The following is a 17,192-nucleotide window of genomic DNA, read 5'->3' on the forward strand; positions in this document are numbered from 1 at the left end:
GTCCGGAATTGCGTAAAAATAAATACTTAGAGCGGTTCTCCGATTCCATGAAAAGCTGAACCGCTCTAAGATCGCCTGCACGACTTCGACAATGCCCGCCGCAAGGCGGGCATTTTTGTAACGCCGGCTGTCTAAATGCCGCCCGCCGCCCTTCCAAGGCTTGCCTTCATGCCGGGCGCGCGCCATGTTTTGCCCGAACTTGGCGGCTGTCCGCCGCGCCGATTCGCCGGGAGAAGCCTTATGAAAATCAGAACTGGTCTCGTTCTTGTCGGTGCAGCGGCCGCTCTTGCCGCCTGCGTTTCATCAGAGCCGCGTCGTTTGCCGGTTGCAACCGCGCCCGCCGCCACCGGTGTCGAAGGCAACTGGAGCGATCCGAACGGCATCGTTTCCACCTTCCAGGGCGGTAGTTTCACCACCCGCACGACCGACAGCAACCAGCTTCTTGCCTCGGGCACCTATATCAATACCTCACCGACACTGGTGGAGATCAACATGACCTCGCTGGTGCGCAAGACGCAGTCCAAGGTCAATTGCGCCCTCGTCAACCCGAGCCAGCTCAATTGCACCTCCGATTCGGGCGCGCAGTTCACGCTTTCCCGCCGCGGCTGAAAGATGAGGCGATAGGCTAAGGACGCCATGCGGGCCTTCGCCTCTTATTTCGTCCTGCTGCTCGCCATGCCGCTTGCAGCACTTGCGGTCGTTTTGCCGGCCAATGTCTATCGTGCCCAGGGCATCGCCGCTCTCGATTGCGACGGGCCGCTGCAGGTGCTGATCTTCGTCGTGCCGGCAGTTTTGATCTATGGTGCAGGCGCGCTCCTTGCCTATCGGGCCGGCCGGCGCTTTCATCGCCTCGTTTCCCTTCTCTGCTTGATCATCGCGCTCGCCACGGTTCCGAATATTGCAGAGGCCGTACACGAACTCTATCGAAACACCGCCGACGGCGAATGCCTGGGATAGGAACCCGGCTTTTTTACCCTGCCCCCTTGGAAAGCGCCTCGCCTGGCCCAGCTTTCTCTTGCGGTCGTGCATCGTCTGATGGAACATCCGCAGGCCGGGAAACCGCCCCGGCGCACGATGAAAGGGATCGGCGAGGATCAGGGGGATCTTTCGCCTCAATCAGGAGAACAGGGATGACGAAGTCTTTCAGCTTCGGTCTTTTGACCGCGTCCATGCTGGCGCTGAGCGCGGGCGCCGCCTTTGCGGATTACGAACTCAATATTCTTCATATCAACGATTTCCATTCGCGCATCGAGTCGATCAACAAATTCGACTCCACCTGCTCGGCCGAGGAGGAAGGCAAGAAGGAATGCTTCGGTGGCGCTGCCCGCCTGAAGACCGCGATCGACCAGCGCCGTCAGGAGCTATCCGGCAAGAACGTCGTCCTCCTCAATGCCGGCGACAATTTCCAGGGCTCGCTCTTCTACACGACCTACAAGGGGGCAGCCGAAGCCGAATTCCTGAACCTGATGAAGTTCGACGCCATGACCGTCGGCAACCACGAATTCGACGACAGCGAAGACGGGCTCGCGACCTTCCTCGACAAGGTGCAGTTCCCTGTCGTGACGGCGAACGTCAAGGCGACGGCCGCCTCCAAGCTCGGCGACCGCATCAAGCCGTCGCTGGTGCTCGATGTCGGCGGCCAGAAGATCGGCATCGTCGGCGCCGTCACCAATGATACGGCAGAGCTTTCCTCCCCCGGCCCGAACGTCACGATCGCCGATGACGTTGAGACCATCACAGCGGCCATCCAGGATCTGAAGGGCCAGGGCGTCAACAAGATCATCGCGCTGACCCATGTCGGTTATCCCCGCGATCTCGCCCTGATCGCCAAGATCCCGGATGTCGATATCGTCGTCGGCGGCCATTCCCACAGCCTGCTCTCCAACACCGATCCGAAGGCTGAAGGCCCCTACCCGACGATGGTCGACAATCCCGGCGGCTACAAGGTACCGGTCGTCCAGGCTGCCTCCTACAGCAAGTATCTCGGCGATCTCGTCGTCAACTTCGACGATAGCGGCGTCGTCAAGGATGCCAAGGGCGATCCGATCCTGATCGATTCCACCTTCACGCCCGATCCTGCCGTCATTGCCCGCATTGCCGAACTGGCAAAGCCGATCGAGGAACTGCGCAAGAAGGTGATCGGCTCCTCCGAAAGCCCGATCGAAGGCGACCGCAAGGTCTGCCGCGTCAAGGAGTGCTCGATGGGCAATCTGGTTGCTGACGCCATGCTCGATCGCACCAAGAACCAGGGCGTCACCATCGCCGTTCAGAACGGCGGCGGCCTGCGTGCTTCGATCGACGGCGGCGAGATCACCCAGGGCGAGGTCATCACCGTCCTGCCTTTCCAGAACACGCTCGCTACCTTTGAGCTGACCGGCGCAGACATCGTCAAGGCGCTCGAAAACGGCGTCAGCCAGATCGACCAGGGCGCCGGCCGCTTTCCGCAGGTCGCCGGCCTGAAGTTCTCGTTCGACCAGTCGAAGCCCGTCAACAGCCGTGTCAGCGACGTTCAGGTGAAGGACGGCGACAATTTCGCTCCGATCGACCCGGCCAAGACCTACAAGGTCGCCACCAACAACTTCATGCGGGGCGGCGGCGACGGCTATACGATCTTTAAGGAAGGCCAGAACGCCTATGACTATGGTCCGGATCTTGCCGACGTGACCGCCGAATACGTCGCCGCGCATTCGCCTTACAAGCCCTACACGGATGGCCGCGTCACGGAACTGGCGCAGGCAGCGCCTGCTCCCTCCGCTTCCGAGCCGGTGCCTGCCGCACCAGCTGCTCCCGCCCCCTCTGCCGAACCCAGCCCTGCACCGGCTGCTCCTGCTCCATCCACCGAGCCGGCTCCCGCACCTGCTGCACCGTCACCTGCCCCGGCCCCCGCGCCGGCGGCACCAGCACCAGCAGCACCCGCACCCGCTGCGGAACCGGCACCGGCAGCCTCCACACCTGCCGCGACGACGCCTTCCACCCACGTCATCGCCGCGGGCGACACCTTCTGGGATCTCGCCGTGACCTTCTATGGCGACGGCACGCTGTGGCGGAAGCTTTCAGATGCCAATGGCAAGCCGAACCCGCGTCACCTGACCGTTGGCAAGGAGATCGAGGTCCCCGCCAAGTAAGACGATTTGTCTCGATGCCACTGGCCGGTCCGGGGTTTCCCGGGCCGGCTTTTCTTTCTATAGGGTGAACCACGATCTCCAGGCTGCGTATGAGCCGACGGGACAAATGAACGTTGGGACCAGAATGACAGCAGATATTTCACTCCGCCCGGCGGATCATCCGGCCGTCAAATTTGGTAAGGTCGGTGTGCTGCTGGTCAATCTCGGCACGCCTGACGGCACCGATTATACCTCGATGCGCCGCTATCTCAGGGAATTCCTGACCGATCGCCGCGTCATCGAATGGTCGCCCTGGAAGTGGTACCCGATCCTGTTCGGCATCGTGCTCAACACCCGCCCGCAGAAGGTCGGTAAGGCCTATGAGCTGATCTGGAACAAGGAGAGGAACGAAAGTTATCTGCGCACCTATACCCGCAACCAGTCGGAGCTGATGGCCGAGCGCCTGAAGGATCTTGATAACGTCAAGGTCGACTGGGCGATGCGCTACGGCACGCCGTCGATTGCCTCGCGCATCGACGCGCTGAAAGAAGAAGGCTGCGACCGTATCGTGCTCTTCCCGCTCTATCCGCAATATGCGGCGGCGACGACCGCCACCGTCAACGACAAGGCCTTCCAGAAGCTGCTCTCGATGCGCTGGCAGCCGGCGCTGCGCACCGTTCCCGCCTATCATGACGACGAGACCTATATCGAGGCGCTCGCCGCGTCGGTCGAAAGGCATCTTTCGACCCTCGATTGGAAGCCGGAGATGCTGCTCGCCTCCTTCCACGGCATTCCAATGTCCTATTTCAAGCAGGGCGATCCCTATTACTGTCAGTGCCAGAAGACCGGCCGGTTGCTGCGCGAGCGGCTCGGACTGACCGAGGAAAACTTCATGGTCACCTTCCAGTCCCGCTTCGGGCCGGAGGAATGGCTGCAGCCTTACACCGACAAGACGGTGGAGAAGCTCGCCAAGGACGGCGTCAAGCGCATCGCCGTCATCAATCCCGGCTTCGTCTCCGACTGTCTGGAGACGCTGGAGGAGATCGCCGAACAGGCTGCCCATTCCTTTCACGAGAATGGCGGCGAGAAGTTCGCGCATATCCCCTGCCTCAACGACGGCGAGGACGGCATGAAGGTGCTGGAAAAGGTCGTCCGTCGCGAATTGCAGGGCTGGGTCTGAGAAACTTTTTTCAGAAAGTAGCGCCGCACGGATAGCTGGCGAAGACCCGAATAACCCAACCGAGACGAAACCTCTATCTCACACGGATGTGCGGCATCCGTGTGGCATTTCTTCCTCGCAAAGAACATGCTACCCCACCACATCAGTGTATGGGCGAATGCGCCGATAGGAGGAATTTTTCATGCTGTTCGGCGGCTTCGACATCGTCGTGATCGTGCTGGTCATCTTCGTCATCCTGGTGCTCTTTGCCGGGATCAAGACCGTGCCGCAGGGCTACCGCTATACGATCGAGCGCTTCGGGCGTTATACCCGCACGCTGGAGCCTGGCCTCAACCTCATCACCCCCTTCATCGAGCGCGTCGGCGCCAAGTTGAACGTGATGGAGCAGGTGCTGAACGTGCCGACCCAGGAGGTGATCACCAAGGATAATGCCTCGGTTTCGGCCGATGCCGTTTCCTTCTATCAGGTGCTGAACGCCGCCCAGGCTGCCTATCAGGTCTCCAACCTCGAAAACGCCATCCTCAATCTCACCATGACCAACATCCGCTCGGTCATGGGTTCGATGGATCTCGACGAACTGCTCTCCAACCGCGATGCGATCAACGACCGGCTGCTGCGCGTCGTCGACGAGGCCGTGCATCCTTGGGGCATCAAGGTCACCCGCGTCGAGATCAAGGACATTCAGCCGCCGCGCGACCTCGTCGATGCGATGGCCCGCCAGATGAAGGCCGAGCGCGAGAAACGCGCCCAGGTACTGGAAGCCGAAGGCTCGCGCAACGCACAGATTCTGAGGGCTGAGGGCGCCAAGCAATCCGCCATCCTGCAGGCCGAAGGCCAGCGCGAAGCCGCCTTCCGCAATGCTGAAGCCCGCGAACGCCTGGCCGAGGCCGAAGCCAAGGCGACGAAGATGGTCTCTGAAGCCATCGCCGCCGGCGACATTCAGGCGATCAACTATTTCGTTGCCCAGAAATATACCGAGGCGCTCACCTCGATCGGTTCGGCGCCCAATTCCAAGATCGTGATGATGCCGATGGAAGCCTCTTCCATCCTGAGCTCGCTCGGTGGTATCGGCGCCATTGCCCGCGAGGTCTTCGGCGATGCCGGCAACAGCCCGTCAACGCCGCTGCCGGTACCGCCGCGTCCGCGCGCCGCACCGGCGCGCTCGACGCCGCCGATCAATCCGTCGACCCCCAATCCTTTCAATCCCGAGCAGGAGCGCTAAGCCATGCTGGCGAAGATCGTCGCCGAACTCGGTCCGTGGAGCTGGTGGGTCGCGGGCCTCGTGCTGCTCGCCGCGGAAATGATCGTTCCTGGCTTCTTCCTGGTCTGGATCGGCCTTGCCGCCTTGATCGTCGGCGCGCTGTCGCTGCTCTTCTGGGACAGCGCCTTCTGGGTCTGGGAGTTGCAGGCGATCCTTTTTGCGCTTCTCGCCGTTGCCACGACCTTCGCCGGTCGCCGGCTGACGCTGCGCAATGCGACGACCGACGAGCCCTTTCTCAATCAGCGCGGCGCCAGCCTCGTCGGCCGCACGGCGACGTTGCACGAGCCGATCCGCGAGGGCCGCGGCCGCATCCGCCTCGACGATACGCTATGGCAGGTGATGGGGCCGGACCTGCCCGTCGGAACGCAGGTGAAGGTGGTGTCGAGCAATGGCCGCGACCTGACGGTCGAGCCCGTCTGATCAAATAACTCTGATCAAACGAACCTGATAATCAGGCGACGCCGATCCGCAGCAGGTCGTGGAAATGCACCAGCCCGACCGGCCGGCGATCGTCGTCAATGACGATCAGCGCGCCGATATGATGCTGGTTGAGCAGCGCCAGGGCCGCGGTCGCCAGCACCGTCGGCCTCACCGTCTTCGGCGTCCGCGTCATGATGTCGTCGACGGAAAGTTCAGCGAGATTGCGCGTCAGGTTGCGCGCCATGTCGCCTTCGGTGACGATGCCGCAGAGCCGCCCATCCTCGTCCAGCACGCCGACGCAGCCGAAGTGCTTGCGCGACAGCACCGTGATCGCCTCCGGCATCGGCGTGCCCTGGGAAACGAGCGGCAGCCGCTCGCCGGTATGCATGACATCGGCGACATGCATCAGGCTCGCGCCCAGCTTGCCGCCGGGATGGAAGACGTGGAAATCCGTGGCGGTAAAGCCACGCGCCTCCAAAAGCGCCACCGCCAGCGCGTCGCCGATTGCAAGCTGCATCAGCGTCGAGGTCGTCGGCGCCAGCCCATTGGGGCAGGCCTCCTGTTCGTTCGGCATCAGAAGGACGATATCGGCGGCGGCCGCGAGCGAGGAACCTTCGCTGCAGGTAATCGCAATCAGCGGAATGGAGAAGCGCCGCGTGAAGGAAATGATACTTTTGAGCTCGGCGCTCTCGCCGCCTTTGGAAATCGCCAGCACGACGTCATCGCGCGCGATCATGCCGAGATCGCCGTGATTGGCCTCCGCCGCATGCACGAAAAAGGCGGGCGTTCCCGTCGAGGCGAATGTTGCCGCGAGCTTGGCGCCGATATGCCCGCTCTTGCCGACGCCGGTGACGATCACGCGCCCGGAGATGTCGCCGATGACTTCGACGGCCCGTGTGAAAGGAGCGGCCAATCCATTGTCAAAAGCCTGTTCGAGCGCTTCAAGACCGCGTCTTTCGGTCTCTATCGTGCGTTTTGCCGATTCGAGCACGCTGTTTTCAACAAGGTTGATCGCTCTTCTGTTCATGAAATTGCGTTAGACCTTTTCACTTTCCAAGTCCACCCCGCACTCTTTCCGAATTGTGAACAGCGCTCGCCGCCGGCAACGAATGGTTAACCACAAGGCTTTACGTTTGGGTAAGAACCGAAAGCAAGTCAGGCGCGAATTGCATGGGCCAGCCAAAACAGACGAGCAGTGTGACGCCGCTCCGCGCCATGAGCCGTGCCGTCTCTTTTGCCGTGCTGGGTACCCTGCTTCTCAGCCAGACGGCAGCCTTCGCGCAGTCCGCCTCGTCGCAGGCGGCGACCGGCCGCTCCGCCGCCTCCCAGGATAACCGCGCCACCAACAATGCCGCATCCGCCGCCGGTTTCGATGACGAGACCAGCGATAACGCCACTCCTGCGGCAAACGGCGCGACCACGAACGCGGACGATGCCGAGCAGCGACCCGCCATACCGGATGCACAGGCCGGCGACGACATTACCGGCTCCATCCTCGACGAGGACATACGCCGGCTGAACACCCGCGAGGCGCCGATCGACGAGACGCTGCCGCGCCGCAGGGCTGCCGGGAGCGCCTCGACAGAGGAAACGCCAGGAATTCCGATCGGCACGTTTGTGCTCCGCCCGAGCGTCACCCAGAGCATCAACACCGAGACCACCAAGGACGGCAATACCAGGCAGCGGCGCGCTTTTCTCGAAACGGATGCGGCAGCGACACTGACTTCCGACTGGGGCCGGCACCAGCTGACCGTCGCCTCGGAAGGCGCCTGGCAGAGGAATATCAGCGGCGAGGGCGAGGAGCAGCCTTCCTTTAAAGTCAACGGCGATCTCAGGCTGGATCTTCCCGACGATACGACCGCGCACCTGACCGCTGGCTATAATTTCTACCGTGAAGATACGGACGATCCCGACGCCATCGCCGACGCTGCACAACAGTCGGACGTGCAGGAATTTTCGGCCGGCGCCTCCGTTCAACGCGATTTCGGCATCCTGCGTGGCACGACGGCACTGGCACTGACCCGCTCGATCTACTCCGATGCAACGCTTGCAAACGGCACGACCGTCGCCCTCAGCGATCGCAACCAGACGACGGGCACGCTGCGCGGCCGCGTCGGCTACGAGCTGTCTCCCGCGCTCATTCCCTTCATCGAGGCGACGATCGGCCGTTCGGTCTACGATGAAACACGCGATTCTGCCGGTTACGAGCGTTCCGGCCATACCTATGGCGCCAAGGCAGGCGTCGAGGTCGATCTCGGCGAAAAGCTCAAGGGTGAAGTCGGCGTCGGCTACGAGATGGCGGATTTCGAAGACAGCCGGCTGTCTTCGATCGATACCGCCACGCTCGATGCGAGCCTGCTCTGGTCGCCGATCCGCGGCACCGATGTCAATCTCGACCTGCAGACGAGCATCCAGCCCTCGACCACGGCAGGCGAAAGCGGCTACGTCTCGCACGCGCTGACGACGACGGTCACCCACCAGCTGCGCGACAACCTGGTCGGGACGATGATCGGCGGGGTAATATGGCGCGATTATCCCACGGACAGCACCATCAACGACGAGCTCGTCTATACCGCCGCGACCGGCCTGACCTGGAACATCAACCGCTATCTCGATCTGACCAGCACGCTCGGCTACGAGCTGACGACGCGCAAGGAAGGCAGCGATTCGCAGCAATGGCGAGCCGGCGTCGGTCTCAAGCTGAAACGCTAGAGCATCGTGCTTTGTGCATCCGAAAGGACGCACGGCGCTCTAATGCATGTCGACCAAAATAGAGCGCCGCGTATCTGTTAGGACGCGCGGCGCTCTATTACGTTGAATCTGCAACCTATTTCAGGCCGGCAAGCAGTTCCCTGAAGCCGCCTTCGACGGAGGGGCGGATATCGGCGCGTTCGAGGGCGAAGGCGACGTTTGCCAGGATGAAGCCGTCCTTGGCGCCGCAGTCATAGGTCGCGCCGCGGAAGTGGTAACCGGCGAAATCCTGTTCCTTCAGCAGCTTCAGCATGCCGTCGGTGAGCTGGATCTCGTTGCCGGCGCCGCGCTCCTGGGTTTCGAGGATCTTGAAGATCTCAGGCTGCAGGATATAGCGGCCGTTGATGAAGAAGTTGGAAGGCGCCGTTCCCTTGGCAGGCTTTTCCACCATGCCGGTGATGCGGAAGCCGTCGCCGATCGCCTCGCCGACGCCGACGATGCCGTATTTATGCGCCTGATCTGGCGCGCATTCCTCGACGGCGATGATATTGCCGCCGCTCTGGGCATAGAGGTCGATCATGCCCTTCATGCAGCCCTTGTCACCCTTCATGATCATATCGGGCAGCAACAGTGCGAAGGGCTCGTCGCCGACGATCTCACGCGCACACCACACGGCGTGGCCGAGGCCGAGCGGCTCCTGCTGGCGGGTGAAGCTCACCGTACCTGCCTTGGGAAGCTGCTGCTGCAGGAGGGTGATTTCCGCCTTCTTGGCGCGTTCCTTGAGCGTCTGCTCGAGTTCGAAATGAATGTCGAAATAATCTTCGATGACGTGCTTGTTGCGCCCGGTGACGAAAACCAGATGCTCGATCCCGGCTTCGATCGCCTCATCGACGACATATTGAATGATCGGCTTGTCGACCACGGTCAACATTTCCTTCGGAACAGCCTTTGTTGCCGGCAGGAACCGCGTCCCCAACCCTGCTACTGGGAAAACTGCCTTACGAACTTTATTGTGATGCGCCACACAGGCCTCCTGCTTTGACTATATCGCCTTTTAAATAAAGCCGTTCACGTCTGACTAGTATAGAATTGCAACTGTTTTGCAACTGGTGACCTCAGCGGACGGTCATGGTAAAGATTTTGTTGACTCCGTTCCTGTAGTCTCGGGTCTGGGCGGACATGACGCCCTGCTACGCCTGAAACTGAAGATGTGGGATACGACTGTCGATGACCCAGAATCACAAAAACTCCCTTCGTGGTCTTGCTCTCGCGCTCATTGTCGCAGCCCAGGTAGGACTGGTCCCCGACAACGCGAAAGCTGATTCCCGGTTCCAGAAATGGATCGCGGATTTTTACCAAACTGCCGCTCAGAGTGGCATCAGTAAGGCAACCTATCAAAAGGCCTTTTCCGGGGTGAGCGAGCCCGATCCGGCCGTGCTCGAAAAGGCCGCCTACCAGCCGGAATTCACATCGAAGATCTGGGACTATGTCGATTCGCGCGTCAATCCCTATACGGTCAAGATCGGCCGCGAGATGGCCGCCAAGCACGCAAGGACGCTCGCTGCAATCGAGCAGCGCTTCGGCGTCGACAAGAGCATTCTGCTCGCCATCTGGTCGATGGAATCGAATTACGGCGCGGTCCTCGACAAAGACGACCGACTGCATTACGTGCCGCGCGCCCTGGCAACGCTTGCCTATGCCGATCCGAGCCGCGCCAAATTCGCCAAGAAACAGCTGGTCGCCGCGCTGAAGATCCTGCAGAACGGCGATGTGCCGGCACGCGAGATGACCGGCTCCTGGGCCGGCGCCATGGGTCACACCCAGTTCATTCCGACAAGCTACCTGCTTTATGCCATAGATGCCGACGGCAACGGCCATCGCGATATCTGGAACTCGATCCCCGACGCGCTGGCGACCTCGGCCAATCTCCTGATGAAGAACGGCTGGGATACCGGCAAGACCTGGGGCTACGAGGTCGTCGTTCCTGCAGCGGCCGCCAAGCAGGCCGGCAAGACCCATACGTTGGCCCAATGGGCAGCACTCGGCCTGACACGCCCGAACGGCAAGGCCTTCCGCGAGAGCGCTACCAAAGCCGTCTTGAAGATGCCGGCCGGAGCCGGCGGCCCGGGCTTCCTGATGACCGCCAACTTCTTCACCATCAAGAACTACAATGCCTCGGATAGCTACGCGCTTGCCGTCGGCCTGCTGGCCGACCAGATCGCCGGCTACGGCGGGATGCAGCAGCGTTGGCCGCGCCCGAACGGCGCACTCGACATCACCGAGAAATTCGAGCTGCAGACGCGTCTCAAGACGCTCGGTTATTACAATGGCGAGGTCGACGGCAATTTCGGCTCGGGTTCGAAGGCGGCGATATCAGCCGTGCAGTCTCGCATCGGCATGCAGCCGGACGGCGAGCCCTCGCTGCCGCTTCTGAACGCGCTTCGTCGCTAGATCAGGATGATTTTAGGCCCGGTCGGCCTAAAATCTGAATCCTGATCTAATCAAAGAAATAGAGCATGATGTCGTCCGAAAACCGCGCACACTTTTCGGCATCGTGCTCTAGAGTTCGCGTCGGCTCGGGAATCATGCAGGGCGCTTCAAGTCTTTGTCTCATGCAGGTCGCCCCGTCCTGCCGCACGGTTTTGGTGAACCCGCATTGGAAGCGGCAGTGCCATGACCTAGATATCAGTGGGAGTGGACGCTGGCCTGCCCTGCGTGCAAGATGCCAGCAGATGCGGAACTGCCCATGACGAAGAAAACTGATCGGACCCCTAAAATCCGTTGGCTCGTGCTCGCCTTGGCGGCGGCTTCGCTATGCCTTGGCGTGTCTGCGCCGGTGCATGTCGCCGAAGCCCAGGAGCAGCGCTATCAGCGCCGGTCGGTCCTCGATTTCTTCCTTGGCCGGCGCTATCTCGACGACGCGCCGCAAGCCCCTGACGTCCAGCAGCCGAGACGCCAGCAGCGCAAACGCCCGCCAGCGCAGAAAGCCATAGTCAATACCCGCACTGCGCCGCCGGTCCGCGCTCCCGTACAGGAGGAGCCGGCCGTGCAGAAGCTCGGCGACGCCCGAAAGATCCTGATCGTCGGCGATTTCCTGGCCAGCGGCCTCGGCGACGGCCTCAACGCCGCCTTCGAGACCTCGCCGGGTGTCGTCGTCGAAGCCCGCGGCAACGTCTCATCGGGTCTTGTCCGCGACGATTATTACGACTGGCCGGAACAGCTGCCGAAGATGATCGACGAGCTGAAGCCGGCAATGGTCGTCGTCATGATCGGCGCCAACGACCGCCAGCAAATGATGACCGACACCGCCAAGGAAAAATTCCGCACCGATGGCTGGTTCAGCGAATACCGCCGTCGCGTGCTTTCCTTCGGCAAAGAGGTCACTGACCGCAAGATCCCGCTGCTCTGGGTCGGTCTTCCCGCCTTCGAATCCGATCAAATGACGGCCGATGCCGTCCAGATGAACCAGCTTTACCGCAACCAGGTGGAAAGCATCGGCGGTGAATTCGTCGATATCTGGGATGGTTTCGTCGACGAAAACGGCAACTTCATCGTCACCGGTTCGGATGTGAACGGCCAGCAGGTGCGCCTGCGCACCTCGGATGGCATCAACCTTACCCAGGCCGGGCGGCGTAAGCTCGCCTTCTATGTAGAAAAGCCGGCGCGACGTCTTCTCGGCACGCAGGCAAGCCCCGATCTGGTCCGCCTCGACTCCAGCAATCTGCCCGGCCTCGGCCTTCCCGCCAATCCGGTCGAACATACCGTGCCGATCAGTCTCTCCGATCCCAATCTCGACGGCGGCGCCGAGCTTCTCGGCGCCAGGCCGCCGCCTGTGACTTTGACGAGATCGCCGCGCGACCTCCTGGTCGAGCAGGGGGAAATGACGCCCGCACCTGCCGGCCGCGTTGATGATTACCGCCTGCCTGTGGTCAAGGCGCCGGCCGAAGTCTCGGTCAAATGAAAAGGCCACTAGAGAGCACGATACCGAAAAGTGTCCGCGGTTTTCGGACAGTCACGGCGAAGATGACGCGTCTACGCGGGCGCAGCCGCAAGGGCCAACGGCGCCAGCGAGGCTTTTTTGTATGTGAAGCCACACCGGCAGCCGGCCCAGCCGGGCTTTCCATCATTTAAAAAAGCACCATGAAAATGTCGATGGATCGTTTCCCCATCGGTTTGGAATGGGTGTCTCCTATCCGCGCATCCGGTCCCGCCAATCCCGCACGCCGATCGGCACAATGCCGAATTCAGCCATCAGCTCTGCGGCCCGCCCGCTGCGGAAGAATTCATATTCTCCCGTCCGGAACGCCGCATCGCTCGCCATGAGCTCGATCTCGCCGGATGCATTGAAATGCAGGGCAAGCCAGCTCACGCCTTCGGGCACGCGCGAGAACAGATCGCGGTAGGCCGCCTCGATGCCTTGCGGCCACTCCCAGGGCGTTTCCAGCTGCAAGTCGACAATCGGATTCCCGCGCTGCCGCGCCCTCACCGATGCTGCGTTGAATTCCGTAGTCGTCACTGGCCCGACATAGTCCATGACGGAGAACGTCATGTAGTCCTTCATCATGAGGATCGGCAGGCGGTAGTCGGCACCCAGCCGCTCATAGACGGTAACGAACTCGGGCATCATCGCCGTACCCATGTGGCAATCGAGGTGGGTCACATCAATGCCCGCAGTAAGCGCGGTGTCGATCTGGGCGCGCAGCTCGCGCTCCACCGCCGTCGGATCGGCGTTGCGGCGCACGTCGGTTACCTCGGCCCAGAAATAGCCGTCCGGATCGGTGAGGCCCTTGTCCGAAACACCGGTCAGCGGACGCCAGCGATAGGGCTTCATGTCCGAGTTGAGGGTCAGGTGCACGCCGAGATCGAGCTCCGGATTGTCGCGGGCGATGGCAGCGATTTCCGGAAACCACGGGCACGGCACCATCACCGAGCCGGCGGTGCAGAGCCCCAGGCGAGTGAGCTCGAGGAAAGCGGTGTTGGCGCCGTGGCTGACGCCGACGTCGTCTTCGTGAACGACAACGAAACGGGAAATGGATTGCGAGGACATTCTGGTCACCCTTTCTCGCGGCCGCCGCAACATGCGGCAGCTTCATCGAGTTCGGGGGACCGGGCGCCGTAACGCCGGATTCCAGGACGCTTCTGCGACGTCCCTTTTTCGCTCCAGCGTGATTTTGCACCTGCAGGCGCCGCCTTGCAAGTCAAAGGGGCTCCGGCGGCTATTGTCGTGCCCAAAGGCATACTGACGTGTCGGGTATTTTCGTGCAGTGATCGGCGGTAATCAGGTAGTTATCTCGCAGGCTGGAGAGGCCACAAACGCACAAGCGCTAACACACGGGCGGCTCAACACGGCCCAACGGACTCTGGAACGTCGGCGGCGTGCGTATGTCAATCAGCTCAGTCAATCACCGTGGTGAAAAGTTCGAGTACCAATTCCACTCCCACGTCTGGCCTGCATCAGCGGAGAACGCCCGGCTATAAATCGGGGCTTTCGGGTTACGCTTATCCCAGTGGAATTTCACGATAACGTCTTTGCCGCCAACAACTTCACGACCGAAGAATTCACCCATGTCGCCATCGAACGAACCGACCTTTCCGCCGTCGAGTTTCGCCGCGTTGCTGTCGGCCCAGTAGATCGTCCATAGGCGCGTCTGCGGATCGAACAATCGCACCGTGAGGCCTTCGAATGGCTTTCCACCAAGCTCCGTATGGAAAATATCCACATTGCCTAAGCCCAGCAATACCAGGCGGAATTCCTGGGTCGCGTCAAATTCCTCCCATTCGTCGCTGCCGTTCAGGTGTTCATTCAATGTACGATTCTTGATCTTCCAGTTACCAACCAGATAATCGAAATCATTTTTGGACGAGGTCTCGCTCGCTGTAATTGCAAGTTTCCCATCCGATAAAATAGAGAACGCGCGCATGCATGTACCCTCTTTTGAGACTACTTCACGCAAGCGCCCGGACATCAGTGCCTATTGCGCGGAGTGCATTTCGGATCGCGGCGCGCGTTGTACAGGACCCGAGGGACGTCCTCGGCCACGCCGACTTCTCTATGCCCGCAAACGCGCAAACCGAAGATCCGTTCCGCGCGACCGACCTAGGCGGCCTTTCGCTTCGTTCGCATTTACTTCGCCGTCGCCTTCGGCCAGCTCAGATAATAATAGTTCGAGCCGATCAGGCCGAAGAAAGCGTTGCTATCGTTTGTCTGGTCGACATAGCTGCCATTTTCCTTGACGAAGGCGCCATCGGCGCCACGCTCCAGATGCGCATCGAGGAAGTCGCTCCAGCCGCTGACGTCGATATCCTTGCCGGCCTTGCTCTCAGTATCCGCCTCGTCGGGATCGTCGACGTTCCAGGCGGTTATCGATACGCCCTGTGTCGGATCGGTGATGGTCAGCGTGCCCGCTTCGAGGGCGGCCAGCATGTCATGAGCCTTGCCGCTCTCGCCTTCGGCCGCAGCCGCATCCTGCAGCTGCTGCTTCAGCATCGACATGAACGAGGCTCTGGTGACGTCGGCGCCCTCACCCGTCGTGTCGGACTCGTCCGACGTGTCGCTTTGGGCCGAAAGCCTGTCGAGCAGCCCGGAAAGGGCCTGGTTGGAAAGAAGCGAGGAAGAGCTCGGATCGAGCCCGTAGCTGCTCAGAATGCTGGCGGCCGACGAACTCTGCGTATCCTGCGCGCTATCGTCGGAGCCGCGAAGGTTTTTCAGGGCATATTGGGCCGAAACCAGCCGCGTGCTGTCAAGTGCGGAAACCATTTGAAAATCCTTGTCGATCATTCGCGGCCTCACGCCGCGGCCGATGGTGAAATGTGCTGCGGCCAAAACGGCAGGGCACCACCGCTTCGGTCGCACCGGCTCCTTCCGAGCCCGCGTCCGGCGGAAAATCTCGCTTCCCGGCATTGCCTGAGGCTTGCGGCGCACGGCCTCCGCGTCAAGCGGTCGCACCACAGCGCCGCGTCCTGTCGGACACGGAGCACCATGAAAAACTCCGCCGGAGGGGCGGAGTTCGTGTCTTCGGAAAGGTGTGTAGCCGACGATCAGTGCGGCAGGACGGTCGAGCCCATCAATTCCTCGTCGATGGCGCGCGCCGCCTGGCGGCCTTCACGGATCGCCCAGACCACCAGCGATTGGCCGCGGCGCACGTCGCCCGCCGTCCAGAACTTGTCGACCGAAGTCTTGTAGTCGCGGTCGTTGGCGACGACATTGGTCGAGCCGCGCTTGTCGGTGTTGAGCGTCAGCTTGCCCTCGAGTTCCTTCAGCACGCTGCCGGTGAACGGTCCGCGGAAACCGATGGCGATGAAGGCGAGATCGGCCCGGATGACGAACTCCGTGCCTGGAACCGGCCGCCTGCGCTCGTCGACCTCACAGCACTTGACGCCGGTCAGCACACCGTCTTCACCGACGAATTCAAGTGTAGCCACCTGGAATTCACGCACGGCGCCCTCGGCCTGCGAGGAAGAGGTGCGCATCTTCGTCGCCCAGAAGGGCCAGACGGCAAGCTTGTCTTCCTTCTCCGGCGGCTGAGGCCGGATGTCGAGCTGGGTGACCTTGACGGCTCCCTGCCGGAACGCCGTGCCGACGCAGTCCGAAGCCGTATCGCCGCCGCCGACGACGACGATATGTTTGGCGCCGGCAAGGATCGGGTCCGACGGCCAGCCAACGCTGTCGATGTTTTCGCGCCCGACGCGGCGGTTCTGCTGCACGAGATAAGGCATCGCATCATGCACGCCTGCAAGGTCGGTGCCCGGAATGCCCGCCTCGCGCGGCGTCTCGGAGCCGCCGCAGTAAAGCACGGCGTCGTGATCGATGAGCAGCTGCTCGACCTTGACGTCGACGCCGACATTGACACCGCAATGGAAGGTGACGCCCTCACCCTTCATCTGCTCGACCCGGCGGTCGATAAAGTTCTTCTCCATCTTGAAGTCGGGAATGCCGTAACGCAGCAGTCCACCCGGCTTGGTCTCGCGCTCATAAAGATGCACCTCATGGCCGGCGCGGCCGAGCTGCTGGGCGGCCGCCATTCCGGCGGGGCCGGAGCCGATGACGGCGACCTTCTTGCCGGTATGGACCGTGGCCGGCTGCGGCCGGATGAAGCCGAGCTCATAGGCCTTGTCGGCAATCGCCTGTTCGACCGTCTTGATGGCGACCGGGGCATCCTCGAGGTTCAACGTGCAGGCTTCCTCGCAAGGCGCCGGGCAGACGCGACCGGTGAACTCAGGAAAGTTGTTGGTCGAGTGCAGGTTCTGGATCGCCGCTTCCCAGTTGTTGTTGTAAACGAGGTCGTTCCAATCGGGAATCTGGTTGTGAACAGGGCAGCCGGTCGGGCCGTGGCAATAGGGGATGCCACAGTCCATGCAGCGCGCGGCCTGTTTCTGCACTTCCGGGTCCGACATCGGGATCGTGAACTCGCGGAAATGACGGATGCGATCCGACGCCGGCTGGTACTTCGCCACCTGCCGGTCGATTTCCAGAAAGCCTGTTACCTTACCCATATCTTCGTCCCTTACCCTCATGACCGCCTCACCGCAGCCAATC

The 17,192-nt window shown here is 61.6% G+C and carries 15 protein-coding genes; 9 read left to right on the forward strand and 6 right to left on the reverse strand.

Going from position 1 to position 17,192, the window contains the following annotated elements; genetic code table 11:
• Positions 1–240 precede the first annotated feature (240 nt).
• The 6 genes from omp10 (at position 241) to B5P46_RS16615 (ending at position 5,965) form a co-directional block, all read left to right on the forward strand.
• Positions 241–609 carry an outer membrane lipoprotein Omp10 gene (gene omp10 / locus B5P46_RS16590; protein WP_012758937.1) on the forward strand — a complete coding sequence of 123 codons (369 nt, stop codon included), beginning with the start codon at positions 241–243 and terminating at the stop codon, positions 607–609.
• Positions 610–636: 27 nt separating this feature from the next.
• Positions 637–957, forward strand: coding sequence for a hypothetical protein (locus B5P46_RS16595; RefSeq protein ID WP_129419602.1), 321 nt, complete (start codon positions 637–639; stop codon positions 955–957).
• A 173-nt stretch (positions 958–1,130) separates the two neighbouring features.
• A complete protein-coding gene (locus B5P46_RS16600; protein WP_129419603.1) occupies positions 1,131–3,125 on the forward strand; it encodes a bifunctional metallophosphatase/5'-nucleotidase in 1,995 nt (664 codons plus the stop codon).
• A 124-nt stretch (positions 3,126–3,249) separates the two neighbouring features.
• The gene (hemH, locus tag B5P46_RS16605; RefSeq protein ID WP_129419604.1) at positions 3,250–4,284 is read left to right on the forward strand and encodes a ferrochelatase; all 1,035 of its coding nucleotides are present in this window, start codon (positions 3,250–3,252) and stop codon (positions 4,282–4,284) included.
• A 181-nt stretch (positions 4,285–4,465) separates the two neighbouring features.
• Positions 4,466–5,506: an SPFH domain-containing protein gene (locus B5P46_RS16610; RefSeq protein WP_129419605.1), complete on the forward strand. Its 1,041-nt coding sequence runs from the start codon at positions 4,466–4,468 to the stop codon at positions 5,504–5,506.
• A gap of 3 nt (positions 5,507–5,509) precedes the next feature.
• Positions 5,510–5,965, forward strand: a complete 456-nt coding sequence (locus B5P46_RS16615; RefSeq protein ID WP_003542867.1) for an NfeD family protein — start codon at positions 5,510–5,512, stop codon at positions 5,963–5,965.
• 31 nt (positions 5,966–5,996) lie between these two features.
• On the opposite strand, the gene B5P46_RS16620 is transcribed toward B5P46_RS16615, so the two are convergent.
• Positions 5,997–6,992, reverse strand: a complete 996-nt coding sequence (locus B5P46_RS16620; RefSeq protein ID WP_129419606.1) for a KpsF/GutQ family sugar-phosphate isomerase — start codon at positions 6,990–6,992, stop codon at positions 5,997–5,999.
• Between the two features lie 143 nt (positions 6,993–7,135).
• Here B5P46_RS16620 and B5P46_RS16625 point away from each other — a divergent pair, with 143 nt between their 5' ends.
• Positions 7,136–8,677, forward strand: coding sequence for an outer membrane beta-barrel protein (locus tag B5P46_RS16625; protein ID WP_129419607.1), 1,542 nt, complete (start codon positions 7,136–7,138; stop codon positions 8,675–8,677).
• Positions 8,678–8,792: 115 nt separating this feature from the next.
• Here B5P46_RS16625 and galU read toward each other — a convergent pair whose 3' ends face one another.
• Positions 8,793–9,680, reverse strand: coding sequence for a UTP--glucose-1-phosphate uridylyltransferase GalU (galU, locus tag B5P46_RS16630; RefSeq protein WP_027667749.1), 888 nt, complete (start codon positions 9,678–9,680; stop codon positions 8,793–8,795).
• Between the two features lie 203 nt (positions 9,681–9,883).
• Here galU and B5P46_RS16635 point away from each other — a divergent pair, with 203 nt between their 5' ends.
• Complete coding sequence (locus tag B5P46_RS16635) at positions 9,884–11,107, forward strand: lytic murein transglycosylase (RefSeq protein ID WP_129419608.1); 1,224 nt, start codon at positions 9,884–9,886, stop codon at positions 11,105–11,107.
• 271 nt (positions 11,108–11,378) lie between these two features.
• Positions 11,379–12,617, forward strand: a complete 1,239-nt coding sequence (locus B5P46_RS16640) for an SGNH/GDSL hydrolase family protein (RefSeq protein ID WP_206735361.1) — start codon at positions 11,379–11,381, stop codon at positions 12,615–12,617.
• Between the two features lie 228 nt (positions 12,618–12,845).
• On the opposite strand, the gene B5P46_RS16645 is transcribed toward B5P46_RS16640, so the two are convergent.
• The 4 genes from B5P46_RS16645 to B5P46_RS16660 all read right to left on the reverse strand — a co-directional run bounded on the left by B5P46_RS16645 (position 12,846) and on the right by B5P46_RS16660 (position 17,149).
• Complete coding sequence (locus B5P46_RS16645) at positions 12,846–13,703, reverse strand: polysaccharide deacetylase family protein (RefSeq protein WP_164986503.1); 858 nt, start codon at positions 13,701–13,703, stop codon at positions 12,846–12,848.
• Positions 13,704–14,058: 355 nt separating this feature from the next.
• Complete coding sequence (locus tag B5P46_RS16650; RefSeq protein WP_245456180.1) at positions 14,059–14,577, reverse strand: hypothetical protein; 519 nt, start codon at positions 14,575–14,577, stop codon at positions 14,059–14,061.
• 203 nt (positions 14,578–14,780) lie between these two features.
• Positions 14,781–15,413, reverse strand: a complete 633-nt coding sequence (locus B5P46_RS16655; protein WP_129419611.1) for a hypothetical protein — start codon at positions 15,411–15,413, stop codon at positions 14,781–14,783.
• 281 nt (positions 15,414–15,694) lie between these two features.
• Positions 15,695–17,149: a glutamate synthase subunit beta gene (locus B5P46_RS16660; protein ID WP_129419612.1), complete on the reverse strand. Its 1,455-nt coding sequence runs from the start codon at positions 17,147–17,149 to the stop codon at positions 15,695–15,697.
• Between the last annotated feature and the right edge of the window lie 43 nt (positions 17,150–17,192).

This window comes from Rhizobium leguminosarum, from assembly GCF_004123835.1.
In the GTDB taxonomy this organism is placed as follows: domain Bacteria; phylum Pseudomonadota; class Alphaproteobacteria; order Rhizobiales; family Rhizobiaceae; genus Rhizobium; species Rhizobium leguminosarum_M.

Excerpts from the sequence above, each read along its gene's own strand:
- B5P46_RS16600 (WP_129419603.1), top strand. The coding sequence starts at position 1,131 with ATGACGAAGTCTTTCAGCTTCGGTCTTTTGACCGCGTCCATGCTGGCG.
- omp10 (WP_012758937.1), top strand. The coding sequence starts at position 241 with ATGAAAATCAGAACTGGTCTCGTTCTTGTCGGTGCAGCGGCCGCTCTT.
- B5P46_RS16620 (WP_129419606.1), bottom strand. The coding sequence starts at position 6,992 with ATGAACAGAAGAGCGATCAACCTTGTTGAAAACAGCGTGCTCGAATCG.
- B5P46_RS16645 (WP_164986503.1), bottom strand. The coding sequence starts at position 13,703 with ATGTCCTCGCAATCCATTTCCCGTTTCGTTGTCGTTCACGAAGACGAC.
- B5P46_RS16660 (WP_129419612.1), bottom strand. The coding sequence starts at position 17,149 with ATGGGTAAGGTAACAGGCTTTCTGGAAATCGACCGGCAGGTGGCGAAG.
- B5P46_RS16610 (WP_129419605.1), top strand. The coding sequence starts at position 4,466 with ATGCTGTTCGGCGGCTTCGACATCGTCGTGATCGTGCTGGTCATCTTC.
- hemH (WP_129419604.1), top strand. The coding sequence starts at position 3,250 with ATGACAGCAGATATTTCACTCCGCCCGGCGGATCATCCGGCCGTCAAA.
- B5P46_RS16640 (WP_206735361.1), top strand. The coding sequence starts at position 11,379 with ATGCCAGCAGATGCGGAACTGCCCATGACGAAGAAAACTGATCGGACC.
- B5P46_RS16635 (WP_129419608.1), top strand. The coding sequence starts at position 9,884 with ATGACCCAGAATCACAAAAACTCCCTTCGTGGTCTTGCTCTCGCGCTC.
- B5P46_RS16595 (WP_129419602.1), top strand. The coding sequence starts at position 637 with ATGCGGGCCTTCGCCTCTTATTTCGTCCTGCTGCTCGCCATGCCGCTT.
- B5P46_RS16655 (WP_129419611.1), bottom strand. The coding sequence starts at position 15,413 with ATGGTTTCCGCACTTGACAGCACGCGGCTGGTTTCGGCCCAATATGCC.
- B5P46_RS16625 (WP_129419607.1), top strand. The coding sequence starts at position 7,136 with ATGGGCCAGCCAAAACAGACGAGCAGTGTGACGCCGCTCCGCGCCATG.
- B5P46_RS16615 (WP_003542867.1), top strand. The coding sequence starts at position 5,510 with ATGCTGGCGAAGATCGTCGCCGAACTCGGTCCGTGGAGCTGGTGGGTC.
- B5P46_RS16650 (WP_245456180.1), bottom strand. The coding sequence starts at position 14,577 with ATGCGCGCGTTCTCTATTTTATCGGATGGGAAACTTGCAATTACAGCG.